A 21,632-nucleotide genomic window follows, 5' to 3' on the forward strand; every position below is an offset into this window, starting at 1 on the left:
CATCAGCTTAGTTTAATAGATGGCCGAATGGTGTTTTCTGAATACTTGATGCCGTCTGAAAAAACAATACAGATAAAAACAACAGATTATAAATATGGGACAAAAAATCCAAGCCGTTAAAGGCATGAATGATTTACTGCCGGTAGAGCAGAAAGATTTCCAATTGACTGCTCCGTTATGGCAGGCTTTTGAAGAAACCGTGGCACGTTGGGCAAGACGTTTTGGTTATCAGCAAATCCGCACACCGATTGTTGAGCAAACAGGTTTGTTTGTCCGTTCTATCGGAGAAGAAACCGATGTAGTCGGCAAGGAAATGTACACCTTCTCTGATTCCAACGATAAATTGAGCCTGAGCTTGCGCCCAGAAGGTACGGCTTCTTGCTTGCGTGCCGTTGTCGAACACAATTTACTTTATAACGGCCCGCAAAAATTATGGTACATGGGGCCGATGTTCCGCCGTGAGCGTCCTCAAAAAGGGCGCTACCGCCAATTCCATCAAGTAGGCATCGAAGCATTGGGATTTGCAGGCCCGGATGTGGATGCGGAAATCATCGCTATGTCGGCCGATTTGTGGAAGGAATTAGGCATTAGCGATTACGTTACTTTGGAAATAAACTGTTTAGGTAATCGTGAGGAACGCGCCGCGCATCGTGAGGCCTTGGTAGCTTATTTGAGCAGCCATGAGGCCAAGCTCGATGAGGACAGCAAGCGTCGCTTACATACCAATCCTTTGCGCGTGCTCGACACCAAGAATCCTGATTTGCAGGAAATCTGCAATGCAGCTCCGCGCTTGACCGAATATTTAGGCGAGGAATCTCTCGTACACTATGAACGCTTGAAAACTATGTTGGATGGTTTGAACATTGCTTATGTCGAAAACCCGCGTTTGGTTCGTGGTTTGGATTACTACAATCAAACGGTGTTCGAGTGGACAACCGACAAACTCGGTGCACAGGCAACCGTGTGCGGCGGCGGACGTTACGACGGGCTTATCGAAGAATTGGGTGGTAAACCTGCGCCTTCTATCGGCTTTGGCATGGGTATTGAACGGCTGCTGCTGTTGGTACATGAATACGGTTCGCTTACTTATCGCACTGCGGCCGATGTTTATGCCGTGCATCAAGGCGAAGGTGCCGATTTGCAGGTGATGAAATATGCACAGCAACTACGTGCTGCCGGTTTCGATGTGCTTCAGCATTCAGGCAGCCAAAGTTTGAAAGCGCAGATGAAAAAAGCGGATGGCAGCGGAGCGCGTTTTGCTTTGATCGTGGCGCAAAACGAGCTTTCAGACGGCACGGTAACCCTTAAAGATATGCAGGGCAAGCATGAACAGACCACGGTTGATGCCGCTTTGCTGACCACTACTTTACAACAATGGAAGAATGCTTAAATGGCCGGACATATTCAAGATCAAGAAGAACTCGAGAATTTCAAATATTTTTGGAAAAGCTGGGGGCGTTGGCTGTTTGGCGCTTTAGTGCTTGCGGCGTTGGCTTATCTTGCCTATATCCTGTATCAGGGGCATCAGCTGGATAAACGTCAGGAAGCAGCCGGCATTCTGATCAAGATAGCCGAAAAAGAACAATCCGGCGCGGACAGTAAAGAAGCTCAAGCCGATTTGCAAAATTTACAGCAAAATTATTCAGACAGCCTTGCCGCAGCCCAAGCTACCTTGATGGCGGCAGCATCGGCATTTGAAAAAGGCAATTACGATGTGGCTACAGGCCATCTGAATTGGGTTTTGAAACACCAAAAATCTGCACCCGTTCAAGCATTGGCAGCACAGCGTTTGGCCGTGGTGCAGTTGCAGCAGGGTAAATATGACGAAGCTTTGGCGACACTGAATACAACTGTTGACGGAGCATTCGAGCCGCTGATGACGGAAACCAAAGGCGACGTATATGCAGCACAAGGAAAAAACAAAGAAGCGTTGCAAATGTACGAACAAACTTTGTTGAAACTCGCCAAAGATTCGCCCAACCGGGACGCCGTGCAATTTAAAGCAGATCAGTTGCGTTAAGGCCGTCTGAAACAGCGAGGCTTGCCAAGTTTTGTGCTTGGCAAGCCCTTGTCTGTTTCAGAGCCGGTAGAGATTTCCATATTTTTGAATATTTTGCTGCGTATGATAGCAAAACGGCAGTTTTAGATATTTTATTGAGCACCGGTTGGATTTCGACCGGTAAAAATGGCTTCCGGCACTATAGCCGGCAGCGACTTACAGCATTTCCCAATATCTTGATATATCGGCACAGAAGCCGGTAAAGCCGAGACGGCAATCGCTGTTGATACAATACGAATGACGATATTTAAGGCCGTCTGAAATAACGGCCAAGAAAGCATAATTATGAAACCCACAATTGCCCTTGTCGGCCGCCCGAATGTAGGCAAATCTACTTTATTCAACCGCCTTACCCGCACCAAAGACGCGCTGGTGGCAGACATGCCGGGGCTTACCCGCGACCGCCATTACGGCCACGGCAAAATCGGCAGCAAGCCTTATTTAGTGGTTGATACCGGTGGTTTTGAACCGGTGGTAGACAGCGGTATTTTGCACGAAATGGCCAAACATACTTTGCAGGCGATTGATGAAGCGGATGCGGTGGTATTTTTGGTGGACGGCCGTACCGGTTTGACTCCGCAGGATAAGATTATCGCCGACCGTTTGCGCCAAAGCCCGCGCCCTGTTTATTTGGCAGTGAATAAAGGCGAGGGTGGCAACCGAGCCGTATTGGCGGCGGAGTTTTACGAGCTGGCCTTAGGCGAACCGCACGTGATTTCCGGTGCGCACGGTGACGGCGTGTATTACCTGATGGAAGAAATTCTCGAGCATTTCCCCGATGCCGAAGAAGAGGTGGAGGAGCCCAAGCATCCCGTGTTTGCCGTGATTGGCCGCCCCAATGTGGGTAAGTCCACTTTAGTGAATGCCATTTTGGGTGAAGAGCGGGTGATTGCATTTGATATGGCAGGTACAACCCGCGACAGCATCCACATCGATTTTGAGCGCGAAGGCAAGCCATTTACGATTATCGACACGGCGGGCGTGCGCCGTCGCGGTAAAGTGGAAGAGGCCGTTGAAAAATTCTCGGTGATTAAAGCCATGCAGGCGATTGAGGCTGCGAATGTAGCGGTATTGGTGCTCGACGCACAGCAGGATATCGCCGACCAAGATGCCACCATCGCCGGATTTGCCTTAGAAGCGGGCAGAGCTTTGGTTGTAGCCGTGAACAAATGGGACGGTATCAGCGAAGAACGCCGCGAGCAGGTAAAACGCGATATTGCCCGCAAGCTGTATTTTTTGGATTTTGCCAAATTCCACTATATTTCCGCATTGAAAGAGCGCGGTATAGACGGTTTGTTTGACAGTATTCAGACGGCCTATGATGCGGCTATGATTAAAATGCCGACGCCGAAAATCACCCGCGTGCTTCAATCCGCTATTGAGCGCCAGGCTCCGCCGCGTGCAGGTTTGGTGCGCCCGAAAATGCGTTATGCCCATCAGGGCGGCATGAATCCTCCCGTGATTGTGATTCACGGCAACTCTTTACATGCGATTTCAGACAGTTATACCCGTTACCTCACGCAAACTTTCCGTAAGGCATTCAATCTGCAAGGTACTCCGCTGCGCATCCAATATAACGTTTCCGAAAATCCTTACGAAGAAGCCGAAGACAAACCGAAGAAGAAGCCGTTGCGCAGGGTGGCGTTGAGTAACAGGATTGAAAAACGGGAAGGGCGTAAAGAAGAGAAAAGCCGCATCAAAAAGAAAAACAAAGTGAGCGTGAAGAAGCTGCACAATAAATAATCCGATTAATGTAATTGATCTTGAATGCGGGTATGCGGTTGAAGATTTACCTGAAAAATCAACCGGCCTGTAAGGTTTGGATATTGAATTTTCGTAAACCGCAAACATCACTTCGAGTAAAATACGCGCTTTTGAATGTTTAGGAAAAATAATGTTATTGGCCTGTTTGGGTTTGATTTTCGGTTTAGTGTTATTGACGCTCAGTGCCGACCGCTTTATTGAAGGTGCGGCAGAAACCGCCCGCCATTTCGGCATGTCACCGTTGTTTATCGGCATGGTGATTGTGGGTTTCGGCACGTCGGCGCCGGAAATGGTGGTGTCTTTATTGTCGGCGATGCAGGGAAACCCCGGTATTGCTTTGGGTAATGCTTATGGTTCCAACATTACCAATATGGCTTTGATTCTCGGTATTACGGCGCTGATTGCCCCGATTTTTGTGCAACGCCGCATCATTGTGCGTGAGTTTCCGGTATTGTTGGCGGTAACTGCACTGACAGTGGTTTTGCTGCTGGATGGCGAATTATCGCGGTTTGACGGTGTGGTTTTGATGGCAGCGTTGGCGGCGGTATTTTTACCGACTGTATTTAAGGCTTTGAGAGGCGGCGACAATATAGTGGAAGATATTGCTACCGAGTTTGAAAGTGAAGAAAGCCGCATGTCGCTTCGTCGCGCTTTGGTGGTGTTGGTGTTGGGCTTGATCGTGCTGGTGCTCAGTTCGCGTCTGTTGGTGTGGGGTGCGGTAACGATTGCGCAAGGTTTCGGCGTGTCGGATTTGGTTATCGGCTTAACCGTGGTGGCGGTAGGCACTTCGTTGCCCGAGTTGGCTTCATCGGTAATTGCCGCACGCAAAGGCCAGCACGATATTGCAATGGGTAACGTGATCGGCTCGAACCTGTTTAATACGCTTGCGGTAGTCGGCTTGGCGGCTTTGGTGTCGCCGATGCAGCCGGGTGCTGAAGTGTTGAACCGTGACGTGGCCATTATGTCTGCGTTGACGGTGGTTGTGTTTGGATTGTGCTGGCTGTTGAAAGGCCGTCTGAATCGTGTGGTCGGATTGGGTCTGTTGTTGGTTTACATTGCTTACACGGTTTATTTGGTAATGGGTTCGTTTGGCTCATCTGCCGGCGCATAAATCGGAAAACTACATAAAAACAAGGCGGGTATGTTATTACCCGCCTTGTTTTATTTTGGAGATTAGTGCGGCAAGCCTTTTGCCAGAGCTTTATTGGCTCTTTTGACTGCCAGTTCTTCTTTCCAGCTCATGTAGCGTTGGCGGTAACGTGCTTTCATCATATTGTCGAATTTGCGTTGTACGGTCAGATTCCACAAGCTGTGTGCTTTAACGGCCAAGCTTTCGTCCCATGCGCGCAGGGATAAGGAAAACGAACCGTCGAGGTATTTCATCCAATGCCACCAGCCGGTCGGCATGAACAGAGTGTCGCCGTGTTCCAAATAGCATTCGACGCCTTCCACGCCTTCGAGGGCGGGGAAACGCTCGGTATCGGGGTGTTCGACGCTGTAATCTTCCAGTGCATAAGTGGCATAGGGAATGCGGTAGAGGCGCTCTTTCCATTTGTAGTCAAACAAAATAATGTGTTTGCGCCCGAAATGGGTGTGGAAGATGTGCGCCATGTCTATATCGTAATGCAGGAAGGTCTCGGAGCCGATGCCGCCGAAAAACATGGTGGGGTATTTGTCTAAAAAGCCGCCCATCAAATCTTTGGGGAACACATAATCTTGCAACAGCGAAGGGGCGTGCTTGATGGGGTCGAACAGGAAAATGCGCAAGTCGGTCGGCTCTCGTTTGATTAAATCGATGTAGTCGCCGAATTTCATTTCGGTGCTGGCGGCATTAATCGGCGCGGCGGGGTCGGCTTTGCTACTGTCGTAAAGCGGTACGGTGATGTCGCCGATGGCTTCTTTCATGTAATCCAACGACCATTTTTCATACGCCGGCCATTTTTTGCTCATGTTTTTGATGACTACGGGGCGGCGCGGTTTGAGGTAATGTTGGCGAAAATCTTCGCGGCTGATGTCTTCTACTACATCAATCGGTGTTAGTTTGAAACCCATATCGGTTATTTTTCGTTGATTGGATATAAAACATGGATTTTAATTAAATTTTTGCGGCGGGAAAACTGTTTTGCAGCAAAAAAATCCAATGCGGGCTATTGATGCAGATAAGTGGGTTTTTCTTCTGATTATTAAGAAACACGCCGGCCTGAAATGTGTATCAGGCCGGCGTGTTTTAGGTTGTGGCGTCAGCAGAAACGCTGATGTTTAGTAACGGGAAATATCGAAGCGTTGGCCGCTGCTGCCGTCGCAACGGTACATACGGGCTTGGTTGCCGTGTTTGCCCACATCCAAGCATTTGTTGTTGAGCGCGCTGCGGATGGTGCGGCCGTCGCGATACCATTGTTGGTTTTTGTCGCCGTGGCAGGCGTAGGCGATAACCGGGGCGCCGTCTTCCGTTTTAGCGCCTGCTACGTCAAGGCAGAGGCCGTCCACCATGATTCTGTTGCGGGAGAACGTAAACTGCTGGTTGCGCTCGCCGTGGCAGGAATAAGTGATCATGCCTTTGTAGCCGGAGCGGCTATGGTCTAAGCATTGGCCGTCTGAACTGCGGATCAGGCGGGCGTGTGAATCGCCAGACGGGAAACGGTGGTGAGATTCGCGGTCGTGTCGCGGCGTTTTGATGCGGCCGTCGTCGCTCACATCGGGAAATTCGGGGAAATTGGTGGGCGGTTCTATATAGATACAACCGCTGGCTAACAGGGGAAGAAGGAGTAAAGCGGCTTTCGTTTTCATGTTATCAATCCTTTTTTCAGGTTGGAAAGTTCATTTTAGTATGTTGAGTATGATCGGTTTGGATAGAGAGCGGGCTTGGGTAAGCCGTGCACAGGCCAAACCGTTCGATGCGCATATTACTCTTCCAAACCGTATGAAATTTTATGCTTTGAGTTAAAAACGGTCAGCGCAAGGATTGGCTTTTGAATGTTTTGTTGCAGATGCGGCCGGAATGTAAAGATGTGAACGGTTGGTGTAGGGAATATTTTTCAGACGGCCTGCTATGAGTCGGATAAAAGAAGAGATGGTTTTTGCTCGATGAGGCCGTCTGAAAATGGAATGTATGATGTTTAGCGTTGCGCCTCAATAATGCGGTTGCGCAGCCAGCGGGCGGCCGGGGCGATTTCTCCCGACAGCATACCGATTTCGCCGATGGCCGAATCTTTCAGCACATCGGCCGCGGCTCCGTGCAGCCACACGCCGCCGTGCACGGCTTGTTCGGTATCGATGCCTTGTGCCAGCAGGCTGCCGATGATGCCGCTCAACACATCGCCGCTGCCCGCCGTTGCCAAGCCTGCATTGCCGCTTAAGTTGGTGTAGAGGCTGCCGTCGGGGCTGCACACTAATGTATGGTGGCCTTTGAGGACGGTGTAAGCATGAAACATGCTGCTGATTTGTGTTACCGCGGCTGCGCGGTCGGCCTGCACTTCTGCGGTGGAAACGCCGAGCAGGCGGGCGGCTTCGGCGGGGTGGGGGGTAAGCACCAATGTCGGGTAATCGCGTGCCGATGCTGCCAAATCGGCGTGGCGGGAAAGCAGGGTAACGGCGTCGGCGTCGAGCAGCACGGGGCTTTCGCGGTTTGCCGAGGTCAGCTGCGTGTAGAGTAAGGCAAGTGCTTCATGACACAGCCCCATGCCGCAACCGATTGCCCAAGCGGTAATGTCGTTGCGCAGTTGCAAGGCGGCGGCGGTGGAAAGCATGATTTCGGGGCGTTCGGGAATCACGGGCAGCGGCAGGGCGGGCTGGTTGAAGCCTGCCCACACCTTGCCGCAGCCGTTGTAAATGGCGGCGGTGGCGGCCAGAATAACGGCGCCGCTCATGCCTGCCGCACCGCCGATAACGGCCAGCGTGCCGTGTGTGCCTTTGTGGCTTTGCGGGTCGCGCGGTGCGAAAACTTGCCCGAACTGCGCGGCGGCCTGAATCTGCGTGTCGAGACGGTGGCTGGTGTAGTGGCTTGAAAACATGATGATACCCGTGTGTAAATCCATTACAATGTTGTTCAGACGGCATCGAGGCCGTCTGAAACGGCACAAACCATCATATAAGAATGAAAGCATTTTATGAAGCAGAAATTGAAAGTTTGGGATCTTTCCACACGGCTTTTCCATTGGACTTTGGTCATCGCGATTGCCTTTATGTGGTACAGCGCCGAAACCGGCGGCAACCTGATGGTATGGCATTTGCGGGTGGGGCTGCTGATCTTGGGGCTGATTGTGTTCCGCCTTTGCTGGGGCTTGTGGGGCAGCGATACCGCCCGTTTCAGCAGCTTTGTGCGCGGCCCAGCGCAGATTAAACGCTATATCAAAGGCGAAATTACTGAAAACGAGCAGCCCGGCCATAATCCGCTCGGTGCGCTGATGGTGCTGGCTCTATTGGGCGCGGTGGCGTTTCAAGTGACCACGGGTTTGTTTACGCCTGATAACAATGCCTTTGTTAACAACGGCTTTTTAAACGGCTGGGTGAGTGAAGATACGGGCAATCTGATTCACAAGATTCATGTGAGCTTCTTCAATTTGCTGTTGGTTTTGATCGGCGTGCATGTGCTGACCATTCTAGTTTATAAGTTTGTGAAAAAGCACAACCTGATTACGCCGATGATTACCGGCTACAAATATCTGGAAGGCAAACTGCCCGTGCTGAAATTTGCCGGAACGGGCAAAGTATTGGCGGCGTTGGCGGTAGCAGCGGGCGTGGTGTGCGCCGTATGGTTTGCCGGGTAAGAGAGGCCGTCTGAAAATGAAGCTGACTTCGATTGCCCGCTATCCTGTGAAATCAATGGGCGGAAATGTATTGGCGGAAAGCGCGGTAACGCCCGTCGGCTTGCCGCACGACCGCGAATGGCTGGTGGCGACGCCGCAGGGCGGTTTTATCACGGCGCGGAAGTTTCCGCAGATGCTGTTGTGGCAAACCGATGCCGCGCCCGACCGCCTCACGCTGACCGCGCCCGACGGCAGCAGCCGCGCCGTTTACACCAACGAGATGGTTCATACCGCCGATGTTACGGTGTGGAAAGACTGTTTTCCGGCTTATCACGGCAGTGCTGAAACGGATGCGTGGCTTTCGGAGCGGCTCGGCACCGATGCACGCCTGTATTGGCTCGGCGGACACAGCAAGCGCGTATTGGCTTATTCGCAAACGCCGCTTTCTTTTGCAGACAGCGCACCGTTTTTGCTCACGAACACGGCTTCTTTGGACGATTTGAACGCGATGCTCGATACGCCCGTGGAAATGGAGCGTTTCCGTGCCAATTTCGTTGTGTCCGGCAAAGAAGCATATGAAGAAGAAACGTGGCACCGCATCCGCATAGGCGAAGTGGAGTTCGAGCATTTCAAACCCTGCACCCGCTGCGTGATGACAACGGTGGATTTGAAAACCGCCAAAAAAGACCCGTTTCAAGAACCGCTCAGCACTTTGGCGATTGCGCGCAAAGCCATCTTCGGTGTGCATTTGGTGGCGTTGAATCAAGGCGTGGTTAAAGCGGGGGACGAAGTGGAAGTGTTGTCGTATAAATAATGCTTCAATGTTGAGACTGCTTGCCGGTTTCACATGTGGTTTTTCAGACGGCCCGAAATCTGTGTAAAGGTTTCGGGCCGTCTGAAAATGAGCTGTGCAATATTGAGCGGCTTGCTACGGGTTTAGTCTGTTGACGAAATATCGGCCCAAGTCAGCCCGAATCTTGCCAAATATTTGCGCAAACGGTCGCTGTCGTTGGGGTTGGCTTTTTGAGCGCGCGAAACATGAAACAGCGCCCGGCCGGCTTCGGCCATGTTTTTGTGGTGGCGGCATTCGGTAATCACGTTTTCGAGCTGCATTTGGTCAAACAAATCCAAGCTGTCGGCGTCGATACCTTTGGCTTTCAGAATCAGGCGCCAATCGTTTTCAGACGGCCTGTGGAGGGCGGTATCGGCATCGTCTGCCCACAGCCATTTCAGACGGCCTGTTTCGGCTTCCACCGCTTCGGTCTGAATCCTTCCCTGTGGTGCGAGCGTGGCCAAGCGCATGATGCTGGCGGCGAGGTCGCGGAAGTTGCCGCGCCACAAGGCTTGCGGCGACAGGGCGAAATTAAGGTAGGCGGCATGGGCTTCTTTGTTGAAGCGGGTGGTGCGCCCCAATTCTTGGGAAACGACGGCAAGCTGGTGTTCGATGTTGGGTTCGATGTCTTCGCGCCGCTCGGCCAGCGCGGGCAGGGTGTATTGCCAGATGTTGATGCGGGCGAACAGGTCTTCTCGGAAACGCCCCAAGCGCACTTCGCGGCGTAAATCGCGGTTGGTGCCGGCGATGAGTTGGAAATCGCTGTGCACTTCGCTGTCGCTGCCGATGGGATAAAAGTGTTTTTCTTCAATGGCTTTGAGCAGCATGGCTTGTTCGTCCAGCCCCAATTCGCCGATTTCGTCGAGAAACAGCACGCCTTTGTCGGCGGTTTTCAAATAGCCTTCGCGTTTGTCGGCGGCGCCGGTAAACGCGCCTTTTTTATGGCCGAACAGGGCGGAGGCGGCGCCGTCACCCCGGAGGGTGGCGCAGTTTACATCGACAAACTTGCCGGAAATGAGGTGCCGTGCTTTTTTCAGCTCGTAAATACGCCGCGCCAGCATGGATTTGCCCGCACCGGTGGGGCCGCTGAGCAGGATAGGCGAGGGGGAATGGAGGGCGACTTGCTCGATTTCGGCAATCATGCGGTTGAACGCGGGGTTGCGGGTGGCAATGCCGCTTTTGAGGTAGCGCACGGCATCGTGGCGCACGGCGGCGAGGCGTTCGGCCAAAACATCGTAGCGCGCCAAATCCAAATCAATCAGTTCGTAGCTGCCGACTTCCCCGATAGGCATGTTGCGCCTTTGCTTCTTGGGCGGCGAAGTTTGCAGCAGCACGCTGGGGATGCGTCGGCTTTCAACCAGCAAAAACAGGCAGATTTGGGCGACGTGTGTGCCGGTGGTGATGTGGGTGAGGTAGTTTTCTGCTTCGGTATCAAACGGATAGTGCTCGGCCCAATCGTGCAGCTTGGTATAGACTTCGCTGAAATCCCACGGGTTGCTTAATTCCATCGGTACGAGGCGCACGCTGGTGTGCGGTGCGCTGCTTTCGATGTCGGCTTTTACGGTGTCGGCCAACTCGCGGTAGTGTTCGGCGTAGAAAAGCTCTATGCGGTCGACGTGCAGGTCTTTTTGCTGGCTGATGGCGACATTGGGGCGCCATTTCGACCAGCGTCCTTGCCCCAGCCCGCTGTCGAGTTGGGTGCCGAGAAAGCTGATAACGATGTTTTTCTTGTTCATATGTGTCAACAGGTTGTAGGTTGGCTTGAGGCCGTCTGAAAATTTCAGACGGCCTTATTTGATGAAAGATTAAGCATCACGGCCGATTTTATCTTCTTTAATCGGCAGGTTAAGCAGGGCTGCGGCGGCGGCAAGCACCATGTCGGCATACCACATCCAGCCGTAATCGCCGAAAGCCGTGATGGCTTTGCCGCCGAGATAAGCACCGAAAAACGCGCCGATTTGGTGCGACAGCAAGGTTAAGCCGAACAGCGTGGCGAGATAGCGTACGCCGAAACGTTTGCCGACAATTGCGGCGGTGGGCGGCACGGTAGCCAGCCAAGTCAGCCCCAGCCCGGCGGCAAAAAGGTAAAACACGGTATCGGTGCGCGGCAGCATTAAGTAAACGGCAATCAAAGCGGCGCGCGAGCCGTACATCCAAAATAAAATGTATTTGCTGCGGAAACGGCCGACCGCCCAGCCCGCCGCAAGGCTGCCTACGACGTTGGATAAGCCGATAATTGCCAACGACCACGAAGCCACAGCGGGCGGCAATCCGCACAAGGCTACTTCGGTGGGCAGATGGGTCACTAAAAAAGCAATGTGGAAACCGCAGGTAAAAAAGCCCAAGTGCAGCAGGATATAGCTGCGGTCTTTAAAGGCTTGAGCCAAAGCCTGCTTGAGTGTTTGGCTGCCGCTGTCTGGGCTTGCGGCTTGTTGCGGTTTGGGTGTGTTGTCGCCGCGGGTAAGCAGGCGGGAGAGGGGGATGATGATCACGCTGATGGCTGCCAATACATACATGGTGCCGCGCCAACCTGCGGCGGGCAGAAAAATCAGCCCTTGAATCAGCGGTGCAAATAAAAACTGCCCGAACGATCCGCCCGCATTCACGATGCCGGAAGCCGTGCCGCGCATTCGTGCAGGTACTTTGTTGGCAACTTGGCTCATCAAAATCGAAAACCCGCCTGCGCCCGAACCGAAGGCAATCATCACGCCCATCGTGAATGCCAATCCCCAAGCCCCGCTCAACCAAGGAACCATGATACAGCCCGCCACAAGCAGTAAAGTTCCCCACCACAGCACCGGCCACGCACCGAAGCGGTCGGCCAATGCGCCGGTAAGCGGTTGGGAAACGCCCCACATCAGTTGGGTAACGGCGAGGGCAAAGCTGATGTCGGCAATACTGAGTGCGGTATCTTTGACCATAGGCTGAACAAACAGCCCCAGCGACATCCTGATGCCGGAAGTAATCATTAATACGGATGCCGCGCATAAGATAACCAGCCACGCCATCCGCAGATTGTCGGAACGATGGTGCATCACTTGAATTTTTCTTCTAATGGTTTTCTGTGTTTTTTAACGATAGCAGCGGTTTGTTTGAATGAAATATAGTCTGCAAACCGTAGGCATTTATATAGCAGGCCGTCTGAAAAAACAAGCGGATAAGCGGGAAGTGATGGGTGGCGCGCAGATGCTTTGCGGCATAAACAGACGGTGTAATCCAACGAAACCGGTTTGCCGGGATTGATGTTGGGCATAGTAAGCAGGGAAACGCCCGGAGTTATCCGCTTAAATGTTATGGCAGAATTGTGAAGTGAATGTTTTGATGTGCAGCATATTGTTTTAAATGAATTTAGTTTTTTAGCATGAATTCTTTTAATCCGCTGCTTAACCGCTCGTTTACACATTCTTTACAACTACACGGAATTACACTTATACTGGATTGGCAGTTATGCGTCTTGAAAGAGGCGCGGATTGCTTGTGTAGAATGATTTTTGACAACGTTTCACAGGATAAAAATATGGCTCCCGACAAACAACAGCGCCCGGAAAATATCGAGCTGCTCAGCGCGCAAGCGCCGATTACCGATTTCCGCGGCCTGATTACGACCATCATTGCTGCGGTAATCTGTTTCGGTATTTATCATATTCTGCCTTATGAAGCCACCGCCAATAAAGGCATTGCCGTATTGCTGTTTGTGGCTATTTTATGGTTTACCGAAGCCGTGCACATTACCGTAACCGCATTAATGGTGCCGATACTGGCCGTGGTACTCGGTTTCCCCGAAATGGACATCAAAAAAGCCATGAGCAGCTTTGCCGACCCGATTATTTATATTTTCTTCGGCGGCTTTGCGCTGGCTGCGGCGCTTCACATGCAGCGTCTCGACCGTAAGATTGCCGTGTGGCTGCTGTCTTTGTCCGGCGGGAACATGAAAGCCGCAGTGCTGATGCTGTTTGCAGTAACCGCATTTTTGTCTATGTGGATCAGCAATACTGCAACCGCCGCCATGATGTTGCCTCTGGCTATGGGTATGATGGATCATTTGGATAAAGAAAAAGAGCGTAATACCTACGTGTTTGTATTGCTGGGCATTGCCTACTGTGCGAGCGTAGGCGGTTTGGGTACGATAGTGGGCTCTCCTCCGAATGCGATTGCCGCAAAAGCGTTAGATTTGGATTTTGCCGGCTGGATGAAAATGGGCTTGCCTGTCATGTTGCTGATTCTGCCGCTGATGCTGTTTGCGCTGTATATTATCCTGCGTCCGAACTTGAGCGAGCGCGTGGAAGTGAAAGCCGAGCATATTCCGTGGACGCTGCACCGCGTGATTGCGATGTTGATTTTCATCGCCGCCGCCATGGCTTGGGTGTTCAGCTCCAAACTTAAAGCATCGTTCGGCATTGCCAATCCCGATACCGTTATCGCTCTGACCGCCGCCGTGGCCGTGGTGGTGTTTGGCGTGGCGCGTTGGAAAGAAGTTGCACGCAATACCGACTGGGGCGTGTTGATGCTGTTTGGCGGCGGTATTGCATTGAGCAATCTGCTGAAAGTTTCCGGCGCGTCTCTCGCGCTCGGCCAACAGCTGGCGACGGCGTTTGTGGTGGCGCATCCTTTGGTGGTGATTTTTGCCGTGGCCGCATTCATTATTTTCCTCACCGAATTTACCAGCAATACCGCTTCCGCCGCTTTGCTCGTGCCGATTTTCGCCACTATTGCCACGCAGATGGGGCTGCCTAAAGAAGTGCTGGTGTTTGTGATCGGTATCGGCGCTTCGTGTGCGTTTATGCTGCCGGTGGCAACGCCGCCCAATGCCATCGTGTTCGGCACGGGGCTGATCAGGCAGAAGGAAATGATGCGCACGGGTGTGCTGCTGAATATTCTGTGTATCGTATTGGTGGCCGCATGGGCGTATGCGTTTTACGCTTGATTGAGTATCAGCCGATATGAATAAAGGCCGTCTGAAAACAAACTTTGCGGGTTTCGCGAAAATGTTTTCAGACGGCCTTTGGTATATACGGCCAAGTTTTAACAGATAGTGCGTTACTTCTCTTAAAGATGCAGCACATAACGGTATGCGCCGTTTATCACACATGATAACATTACGCTTTCTACACACATGCCGTCTGAAAAGCATGAATAGGTTTTTTCAGACGGCCTCAAGCCGATAAGTCAGGATACATTTATGGATGAATTAATCAAAGAAGCCGCCCTCCATTTTCACGAATATCCCAATCCGGGCAAAATCCAAGTAGCCCCCACCAAGCCTTTGGCGACGCAATACGACCTTTCGCTGGCTTATTCGCCGGGGGTGGCCGCTCCGTGTATGGAGATTTATAACGATCCGCTGGCTTCTTACAAATATACCGCCCGCGGCAATCTGGTTGCCGTGATTTCTAACGGTACCGCCGTATTGGGCTTGGGTAACATCGGCGCTTTGGCCGGCAAACCCGTGATGGAAGGTAAGGGCGTTCTGTTTAAAAAATTCGCCGGTATCGACGTATTCGACATCGAAGTCAACGAAACCGACCCCGACAAACTGGTTGAAATCATCGCCTCTTTAGAGCCGACGTTCGGCGGTATCAATCTTGAAGACATCAAAGCGCCCGAGTGCTTCTATATCGAGCAAAAACTGCGCGAGCGTTGCAATATTCCCGTATTCCACGACGACCAACACGGCACGGCTATTATTACCGCCGCTGCCGTTTTGAATGCCTTGCGCGTTACCGGCAAAGCGATTGAAAACGTATCGCTGGTGTGTTCCGGTGCGGGCGCGGCCGCCATTGCCTGCTTGGATTTGCTGGTAGCCTTGGGCATGAAGCGCGAAAACATCACCGTATGCGATTCCAAAGGCGTGATTTACACCACCCGCGAAGACCGCGAACGCATGGACGAGAGCAAAGTGCGCTACGCCGTTCAAGACAACGGCCAGCGCGTATTGGCCGACACGGTAAACGGCAAAGATATTTTCTTGGGCTTGTCCGGCCCCAATGTGTTGAGCACGGATATGCTCAAAACCATGAACGCCAGCCCCATCGTGTTTGCACTGGCCAACCCTACGCCCGAAATTTGGCCGCCTGAAGCCAAAGAAGCGCGCCCCGACGTGATTATCGGCACGGGCCGTTCGGACTTCCCCAACCAAGTCAACAACGTATTGTGCTTCCCGTTTATCTTCCGCGGCGCATTAGACGTAGGCGCAACCACCATCAACGAAGAAATGAAACTCGCCTGCGTGCGCGCCATTGCCGATTTGGCGATGGCCGAATCCAGTGCAGAGGTGGCCGGTGCCTATGAAGATGCCGATTTAACCTTCGGCCCGGAATATCTGATTCCCAAGCCGTTCGACCCGCGGCTGATTGCCAAAATCGCGCCCGCCGTTGCCCAAGCGGCAATGGATTCCGGCGTGGCAACCCGTCCTATCCACGATATGGACGTTTATGTAGAAAAGCTGAACCAGTTTGTGTACAAAACCAGCTTGTTTATGCGCCCTGTATTTAATCAGGCACGTAAGCAAATCAAGCGCATTGTGTTGACGGAAGGCGAAGACGAGCGCGTATTGCATGCCGCCCAGCAAGTAGTGTCGCAAAAACTGGCGTTCCCGATTTTGGTAGGCGACAAAAAAACCATCGAAGAACGCTTGCAGTCGCAAGGTTTGACCATTCAGCCCAGCAAAGACTTCGAGCTGATCGACATCAACTGCAATCCGCATTTTGAAGAAAGCTGGAAAGAATATTACCAACTGCGCAAACGCAAGGGCGTAACCGAAGAAATGGCACGCCGCCGCCTGCGCGCCAACAGCACATTGATCGGCGCCTTGATGGTACGTCTCGGCCATGCAGACGGTATGCTGTGCGGCACGATGGGCCGTTTTTACGACCACTTCAACATCTTTGAAGAAGTCATCGGCTACAACAACCCGGAAAACCACGCTTTTGCCATGAACGCGCTGATTTCCAACAAAGGCAACTTCTTCATCGCCGATACCTACATCAATGAAGACCCGGATGCCGATCAATTGGCCAAAGGTACGTTGATGTGCGCCAAAGAAATGAAACGCTTCGGTATCAAACCGAAAGTGGCGTTGGTGTCCAACTCCAATTACGGTTCGCGTAGCGATAAAGATGCCATCAAAATGCAACAAGCGCTGGAGATGATCCGTGAAATCGACCCGGATTTGGAAATCGACGGCGAAATGCAGGCCGATGTGGCGATGGATGAAGAGATGCGTAAGAGCATTTTTCCAGAAACCACGCTTACCGGCTCGGCCAACCTGCTGGTGATGCCGAACGTGGAAGCCGCCAACATCAGCTACAACCTGTTGCGCGTGAATGCGACCAACGGCATTACCGTCGGCCCGATTCTGATGGGCATGAACAAACCGGTACACATCGTTACCCCGATTTCTACCGTGCGCCGTATCGTGAATATGATCGCGCTGACGGCGGTAGATGCGCAGCGTCAATAAGGTTGGGTTTACCGTGTTTGCGTAACTTTTTTGCTGTGGCACACCATGTTGAAAGGTGTGCCGAACGGTAAAAGTCGTGATGAGCAAATACTGAAGCTGTTGTAAAAAAATCCGGCATGGTTGATACCATGCCGGATTTTTTATGCTGAAGCCTGAGACCTTTGTACCATTCAGATAAAAGCCCAAACGGAGCTTAAAAAAATCTTGAGGCCGTCTGAAAACCCGCTACGCGGGCTTCGTCAAAACGAGTAACGCGAGTTTTTCCAAAGCGGGTTTTACTCACACTTTTTTGAATTGCTAACCACTTTCGTGGGGGCGGATTGTATATCCGCCAGTTGGCGTTTTTAGTAATAATTTGATTTTCCGGCTATATGTTAATCAACAATGGATACGAAATAAGGTTTCTATGCAGTCAACCGCAGCGGAGGGTGGGCAATCCGCCGCTGCGGTTTGATTAAAACAGTAACATCTAGAATCTTTACCGATTATCCAACCAAATAATGCTCGCCATGCGGCCGGTTTGCTTTTCGCGGCGGTACGAGAAAAAAGTATCGCGCTCAAGCACGGTGCAGTGGGTGCCGCCGTAAATCATGCTCACGCCTTCCCGCTGTAAGGTTAATCGGGCAAGTGCATAAATGTCGGCCAGATATTTGCCTGAACCTATCGGCTCGAAAGCCTGCTCGGCCTGATGGGATTGGGCGCAGAACGCGTCGTAAACGTCTTGGCCTACTTCAAACGCATCGGGGCCGATAGCGGGGCCGAGATAGGCCATGATTTCAATCGGAGGCACATTCATGGCGGCTATGGTGTTTTGCAGGATGCCTGCGGCCAAACCGCGCCAGCCTGCGTGTGCGGCGGCAACTACGGTGCCTGCTTTGTCGCAGAACAGCACGGGCAGACAGTCGGCAGTCATGGCGGCGCAGGCTGCGGTGGCGGTGTTGTCGACGACGGCATCGGCATCGGGAGATTGGCCGATATATTCCGCCGCCCGCACAACGGTGGTGCTGTGAATCTGGTTGAGATACACCACGGGTGCACTGATGTGCGCTTGAACGGTCTGCCGGTTGTGCTCCACATGCTCGGAGCGGTCGCCGACATGACTGCCGAGGTTGAGGCTTCGGTAAACGCCTTCGCTGATGCCGCCGTTGCGGGTGGTAATCAGCGTTTTAACATTGGCGGGAGCCGGCCAGTCGGCATGGAAGAAAGGCGCGTTTTGATCGGGATGCAAACCGATGGCGGCGTTTAAATCAAAGGGATTGTTCATCGTGTTGACCTTTCAGACGGCCTCTGCGGTTTAGTGCTCTTTGCCGCAGCAGTTTTTGTATTTTTTGCCGCTGCCGCAGGGGCAGGGGTCGTTGCGGCCGACTTTTGCACCGGGATTGCGTACGGTTTTGGGTTTGTTTTTGAGGCTGCGCCAGTAGTAATAGATATCGAGCAGTACATGCGGCAGCTCGGATTCGAGCTGGGTTAATTCTTTATCGGTCAGATGCAGCAGCACTTCGCCGTTGTCGTCTTCATCATAAATGCCGCCTAGAGCCATGATGGGGTAGAACAGGTCTTCAAATTCTTCGTTGTTGACGGCTTCAAACCAATCGGTAGGCACCACATCCAAGGCATAAAGATAGGCGTTGCACCAAGTGTGGAAGTCGGGGTTTTCGGCTTCGTCGTCATACAGCCACAAATCGGGCAGCATTTTTTCTTCCAGCTTGGTGTGCATGTCCATCACCAAAGCGAGAACCAGCGACTCGATTTCTTTTTGTTCGTTGGGCGTGAACAGGTTTTCGTCACCCATCACTTCCGGCAGCCATTCGCCCGTGTTGAGCGCGTCCGGGCCGGTGAGCAGCGCCATCATATAGGCCTGCACTTCGTCGCAACGCATGGTGGCGTGGGTTTCTGCTTTGGTATCCAAAAGCTCGGAAAGTCTTTGTCGGGAAGAGTCGTCAAACATGGTGGTTCCTTGTGGGTGCGGCTTGAGGCCGTCTGAAAAATAGGGTGGTTGCGCTTAGGCGGCGTACAGCCTTTGGCGCATTTGTTCAAATAAACATACGGTTGCCGCCATCGCGACGTTTAATGATTCGGTTTGCCCGAGCATGGGGATTTTGACGCAGCCGTACACATGTCGGCGTATTTCGGGGCTGATGCCGCTGCCTTCGTTGCCGAACACCCATGCGGCAGGCTCGGTCAGGCGCATGTCGTAGAGGTTGTGGTTGTCGGTTTCGGATAAGGCGGTTGCCCAAATATTGCCGGTGTAGAGTCGGCTCCACTCGGGCAGGTCGGCGCGGTCGTGGATGTCCAGTAAAAAATGCGCGCCCATGCCGGCCCGCAATACTTTCGGTGCCCATACGTCGGCGCAGTCGTGGCTTAAAATCAATTGCTTCACTCCGGCCGCCGCGGCACTGCGCATGATGGTGCCGACATTGCCGGGGTCTTGCACGCGCTCCAAAACAACGCAGTCGCCTTTTGTGGGTAAGGCCGTCTGAACGGGAATATCAATCAGCGTAATGAGGTCTTCGGCTTCGGCTAGGCCGGAGATTTTAGACAGCACGCCGTCTGCCGCCAGAGTCAGACTTTGCGACGGCAGATGTTTTACCGCAGCACTGATTTCGGGCAAATCTTTTTTGGCTTCGGGAATATAAACCTGCACGGGTTGCCTGCTGCTTTGCAGGTAAGACTGCAAAAGATGTATGCCTTCCAGCACCGTTTGCCCGTGTTGGCGGCGGGCTTTGGCTTGGGAAAGCAGCTTCGACAGATGCTTGAGTTGTTCGTTGCGGGCGGAGGTAATCAGTTTCATGGGCGGCATTATAATGTTTTTCAGACGGCCTTGCCTGATGGATAGGGTGGTTTGTGCTAATATCCGTCTGTTTCAAGTCCAATAAACCATTCCCGGTTTGATCAAGAAAATATAGAGGAATCCTAAATGACCAAACAAATTGCCATTCTTCCCGGCGACGGTATCGGCCCCGAAATTATCGCCCAAGCCGTGCGCGTGTTAGACAAATTGATTTCAGACGGCCTCGATGTCGAATATCAATACGCCCCGCTCGGTGGTGCCGCTTACGACGAATACGGCCATCCTTATCCCGAATTTACGCAAAAGCTCTGCCGCGAAGCCGATGCCGTGTTGCTCGGCGCAGTCGGCGGCCCGCAATACGACAACCTCGACCGTCCGCTCCGCCCCGAACGCGGTTTGCTGGCCATCCGCAAAGATTTAAATCTGTTTGCCAACCTGCGCCCCGCCATTCTGTATAAAGAATTGGCCAACGCTTCCACACTCAAACCCGAAGTGGTTTCCGGCTTGGATATTCTGATTGTGCGCGAACTTACCGGCGATATTTATTTCGGCGAACCGCGCGGCATCCGCACGCTGGAAAACGGCGAGCGCGAAGGCTTCAACACCATGAAATACAGTGAAAGCGAAATCCGCCGCATCGCCAAAGTGTCGTTTGAAGCTGCACAGAAACGCAATAAAAAATTGTGCTCGGTTGACAAAGCCAACGTACTGGAAACCACCGAACTGTGGAAAGAAATCTTTACCGAAACGGCAAAAGATTATCCCGATGTCGAGCTTTCGCATATGTATGTCGACAACGCCGCCATGCAGCTTGTGCGCGCGCCGAAACAGTTTGACGTGATTGCCACCGGCAATATTTTCGGTGACATTTTGAGTGATCAGGCATCGATGCTGACCGGCTCCATCGGCATGCTGCCGTCTGCGTCTTTGAACGAAACCGGCAAAGGTTTGTACGAACCTTCGCACGGTTCCGCCCCCGATATTGCAGGCCAAGACAAAGCCAACCCGCTGGCAACCATTCTTTCGCTGGCAATGCTCGTGCGTTACAGCCTGAACGACGAAGCCGGAGCCAAACGCATCGAAAACGCCGTTCAAACCGTATTGGAGCAAGGCTTCCGCACCGGCGATATTTTTGAAGAAGGCTGCAAACTCGTTTCCTGCTCCGAAATGGGCAATGCCGTTTTGGCTGCGCTGTAACCGGCAGCAAACCTGAATGATTTTTGCATAAAAGCAACATAAAAAGGCCGCAAGAGGCCGTCTGAAACTGTTTAATCTTTTCAGACGGCCTTTTTACAATCCGTTTACGCCAACTTATCTCAAAAGACACGATAATTCAGCCATTTCACAAACAAAGCTATTTGGAAACAAAGATGAAAAACACCGCAAAACTGATTTTGGCCGGCTTGGTTTTGTTGCCGGCTTTTGCCGCGCAGGCAGACACCCGTGCCGTGATTGATACCAATATGGGCAAAATCGAACTGTTGCTGGACGAGAAAAAAGCCCCGAAAACCGTAGCCAATTTTGTTCACTATGCACAAAAAGGCTTTTACAACGGCACGATTTTCCACCGCGTGATCGACGGTTTCATGGTGCAAGGCGGCGGCTTCACGGCGGATATGACGCAAAAAGCCACCGATAAAGCGATTGTGAACGAAGCCGACAACGGCTTGAAAAATACCGTCGGCACCATCGCCATGGCGCGCACGGCCAATCCGAATTCCGCCACCAGCCAGTTCTTTATCAATGTCGCCAATAACGACTTTTTAAACTTTAAAAACAAAACCGTACAAGGTTACGGCTATGCCGTATTCGGTAAAGTGACCGCCGGCATGGACGTGGTTAATAAAATCGCCAAAGTGCAAACCACCGATCAGGCCTATCACCAAAATATTCCTGTGAAGCCGATCGTGATTCAAAAAGTGAGCATCATCAAATAACGGTTGATTTCACTTTAAAATGCCTAATCACACAAAAACGCCTTTG

18 protein-coding genes are annotated in these 21,632 nt (G+C 52.3%); 10 read left to right on the plus strand and 8 right to left on the minus strand.

Annotated features, from left to right (window positions below):
- The first annotated feature begins 94 nt into the window (after nucleotides 1-94).
- The 4 genes from hisS (at nucleotide 95) to LVJ85_RS06190 (ending at nucleotide 4,934) form a co-directional block, all read left to right on the plus strand.
- Complete coding sequence (hisS, locus tag LVJ85_RS06175; protein WP_244742590.1) at nucleotides 95-1,390, plus strand: histidine--tRNA ligase; 1,296 nt, start codon at nucleotides 95-97, stop codon at nucleotides 1,388-1,390.
- Nucleotides 1,391-2,020 (plus strand): tetratricopeptide repeat protein, encoded by a 630-nt coding sequence (locus tag LVJ85_RS06180; RefSeq protein WP_244742593.1) that lies wholly within the window; start codon nucleotides 1,391-1,393, stop codon nucleotides 2,018-2,020.
- A 324-nt stretch (nucleotides 2,021-2,344) separates the two neighbouring features.
- On the plus strand, nucleotides 2,345-3,802 hold the full coding sequence (gene der / locus LVJ85_RS06185; protein WP_244742596.1) for a ribosome biogenesis GTPase Der: 1,458 nt from the start codon (nucleotides 2,345-2,347) through the stop codon (nucleotides 3,800-3,802).
- A gap of 151 nt (nucleotides 3,803-3,953) precedes the next feature.
- The gene (locus LVJ85_RS06190) at nucleotides 3,954-4,934 is read left to right on the plus strand and encodes a calcium/sodium antiporter (protein WP_244742598.1); all 981 of its coding nucleotides are present in this window, start codon (nucleotides 3,954-3,956) and stop codon (nucleotides 4,932-4,934) included.
- Nucleotides 4,935-4,996: 62 nt separating this feature from the next.
- Here LVJ85_RS06190 and LVJ85_RS06195 read toward each other — a convergent pair whose 3' ends face one another.
- The 3 genes from LVJ85_RS06195 to LVJ85_RS06205 form a co-directional block, all read right to left on the minus strand.
- Entirely contained in the window at nucleotides 4,997-5,875 is an 879-nt protein-coding gene (locus LVJ85_RS06195; RefSeq protein WP_244742602.1) for a cupin-like domain-containing protein, read from the minus strand.
- Nucleotides 5,876-6,082: 207 nt separating this feature from the next.
- Entirely contained in the window at nucleotides 6,083-6,610 is a 528-nt protein-coding gene (locus LVJ85_RS06200; RefSeq protein WP_244742605.1) for a lectin, read from the minus strand.
- Nucleotides 6,611-6,939: 329 nt separating this feature from the next.
- Nucleotides 6,940-7,833: an NAD(P)H-hydrate dehydratase gene (locus LVJ85_RS06205; RefSeq protein ID WP_244743089.1), complete on the minus strand. Its 894-nt coding sequence runs from the start codon at nucleotides 7,831-7,833 to the stop codon at nucleotides 6,940-6,942.
- A gap of 96 nt (nucleotides 7,834-7,929) precedes the next feature.
- Between LVJ85_RS06205 and LVJ85_RS06210 the strand changes: the two genes are divergently transcribed.
- Together LVJ85_RS06210 and LVJ85_RS06215 are read left to right on the plus strand one after the other, a co-directional pair.
- Nucleotides 7,930-8,589 carry a cytochrome b/b6 domain-containing protein gene (locus LVJ85_RS06210; protein ID WP_244742608.1) on the plus strand — a complete coding sequence of 220 codons (660 nt, stop codon included), beginning with the start codon at nucleotides 7,930-7,932 and terminating at the stop codon, nucleotides 8,587-8,589.
- Nucleotides 8,579-9,382 (plus strand): MOSC domain-containing protein, encoded by an 804-nt coding sequence (locus LVJ85_RS06215; RefSeq protein ID WP_244742611.1) that lies wholly within the window; start codon nucleotides 8,579-8,581, stop codon nucleotides 9,380-9,382. Before LVJ85_RS06210 ends, LVJ85_RS06215 begins: the two co-directional genes overlap by 11 nt.
- 122 nt (nucleotides 9,383-9,504) lie before the next feature.
- Here the strand turns inward: LVJ85_RS06215 and rtcR are convergent, their stop codons facing one another.
- Nucleotides 9,505-11,136 (minus strand): RNA repair transcriptional activator RtcR, encoded by a 1,632-nt coding sequence (gene rtcR / locus LVJ85_RS06220; RefSeq protein WP_244742614.1) that lies wholly within the window; start codon nucleotides 11,134-11,136, stop codon nucleotides 9,505-9,507.
- A gap of 69 nt (nucleotides 11,137-11,205) precedes the next feature.
- Nucleotides 11,206-12,435 (minus strand): MFS transporter, encoded by a 1,230-nt coding sequence (locus LVJ85_RS06225; RefSeq protein ID WP_244742617.1) that lies wholly within the window; start codon nucleotides 12,433-12,435, stop codon nucleotides 11,206-11,208.
- A 481-nt stretch (nucleotides 12,436-12,916) separates the two neighbouring features.
- On the opposite strand from LVJ85_RS06225, the gene LVJ85_RS06230 reads away from it, so the two are divergent.
- Together LVJ85_RS06230 and LVJ85_RS06235 are read left to right on the plus strand one after the other, a co-directional pair.
- Complete coding sequence (locus tag LVJ85_RS06230; RefSeq protein ID WP_370686938.1) at nucleotides 12,917-14,323, plus strand: DASS family sodium-coupled anion symporter; 1,407 nt, start codon at nucleotides 12,917-12,919, stop codon at nucleotides 14,321-14,323.
- A gap of 255 nt (nucleotides 14,324-14,578) precedes the next feature.
- Complete coding sequence (locus tag LVJ85_RS06235; RefSeq protein ID WP_244742623.1) at nucleotides 14,579-16,858, plus strand: NADP-dependent malic enzyme; 2,280 nt, start codon at nucleotides 14,579-14,581, stop codon at nucleotides 16,856-16,858.
- Nucleotides 16,859-17,336: 478 nt separating this feature from the next.
- On the opposite strand, the gene pgeF is transcribed toward LVJ85_RS06235, so the two are convergent.
- Genes pgeF through LVJ85_RS06250 form a run of 3 tightly spaced genes read right to left on the minus strand, consistent with a single transcriptional unit; the run spans nucleotide 17,337 to nucleotide 19,649 of the window.
- Entirely contained in the window at nucleotides 17,337-18,122 is a 786-nt protein-coding gene (pgeF, locus tag LVJ85_RS06240) for a peptidoglycan editing factor PgeF (protein WP_244742625.1), read from the minus strand.
- A gap of 30 nt (nucleotides 18,123-18,152) precedes the next feature.
- A complete protein-coding gene (locus LVJ85_RS06245; RefSeq protein ID WP_244742628.1) occupies nucleotides 18,153-18,806 on the minus strand; it encodes a YecA family protein in 654 nt (217 codons plus the stop codon).
- A gap of 54 nt (nucleotides 18,807-18,860) precedes the next feature.
- Nucleotides 18,861-19,649, minus strand: a complete 789-nt coding sequence (locus LVJ85_RS06250) for an RNA methyltransferase (protein WP_244742631.1) — start codon at nucleotides 19,647-19,649, stop codon at nucleotides 18,861-18,863.
- 126 nt (nucleotides 19,650-19,775) lie between these two features.
- On the opposite strand from LVJ85_RS06250, the gene leuB reads away from it, so the two are divergent.
- Both leuB and LVJ85_RS06260 read left to right on the plus strand, forming a co-directional pair.
- Nucleotides 19,776-20,846 carry a 3-isopropylmalate dehydrogenase gene (gene leuB, locus LVJ85_RS06255; protein WP_115133449.1) on the plus strand — a complete coding sequence of 357 codons (1,071 nt, stop codon included), beginning with the start codon at nucleotides 19,776-19,778 and terminating at the stop codon, nucleotides 20,844-20,846.
- Nucleotides 20,847-21,019: 173 nt separating this feature from the next.
- Nucleotides 21,020-21,586 carry a peptidylprolyl isomerase gene (locus LVJ85_RS06260; protein WP_115133448.1) on the plus strand — a complete coding sequence of 189 codons (567 nt, stop codon included), beginning with the start codon at nucleotides 21,020-21,022 and terminating at the stop codon, nucleotides 21,584-21,586.
- The last annotated feature ends 46 nt before the right edge of the window (nucleotides 21,587-21,632 follow it).

The sequence above is a fragment of the Neisseria sp. Dent CA1/247 genome, from assembly GCF_022870825.1.
Lineage (GTDB): Bacteria > Pseudomonadota > Gammaproteobacteria > Burkholderiales > Neisseriaceae > Neisseria > Neisseria zoodegmatis.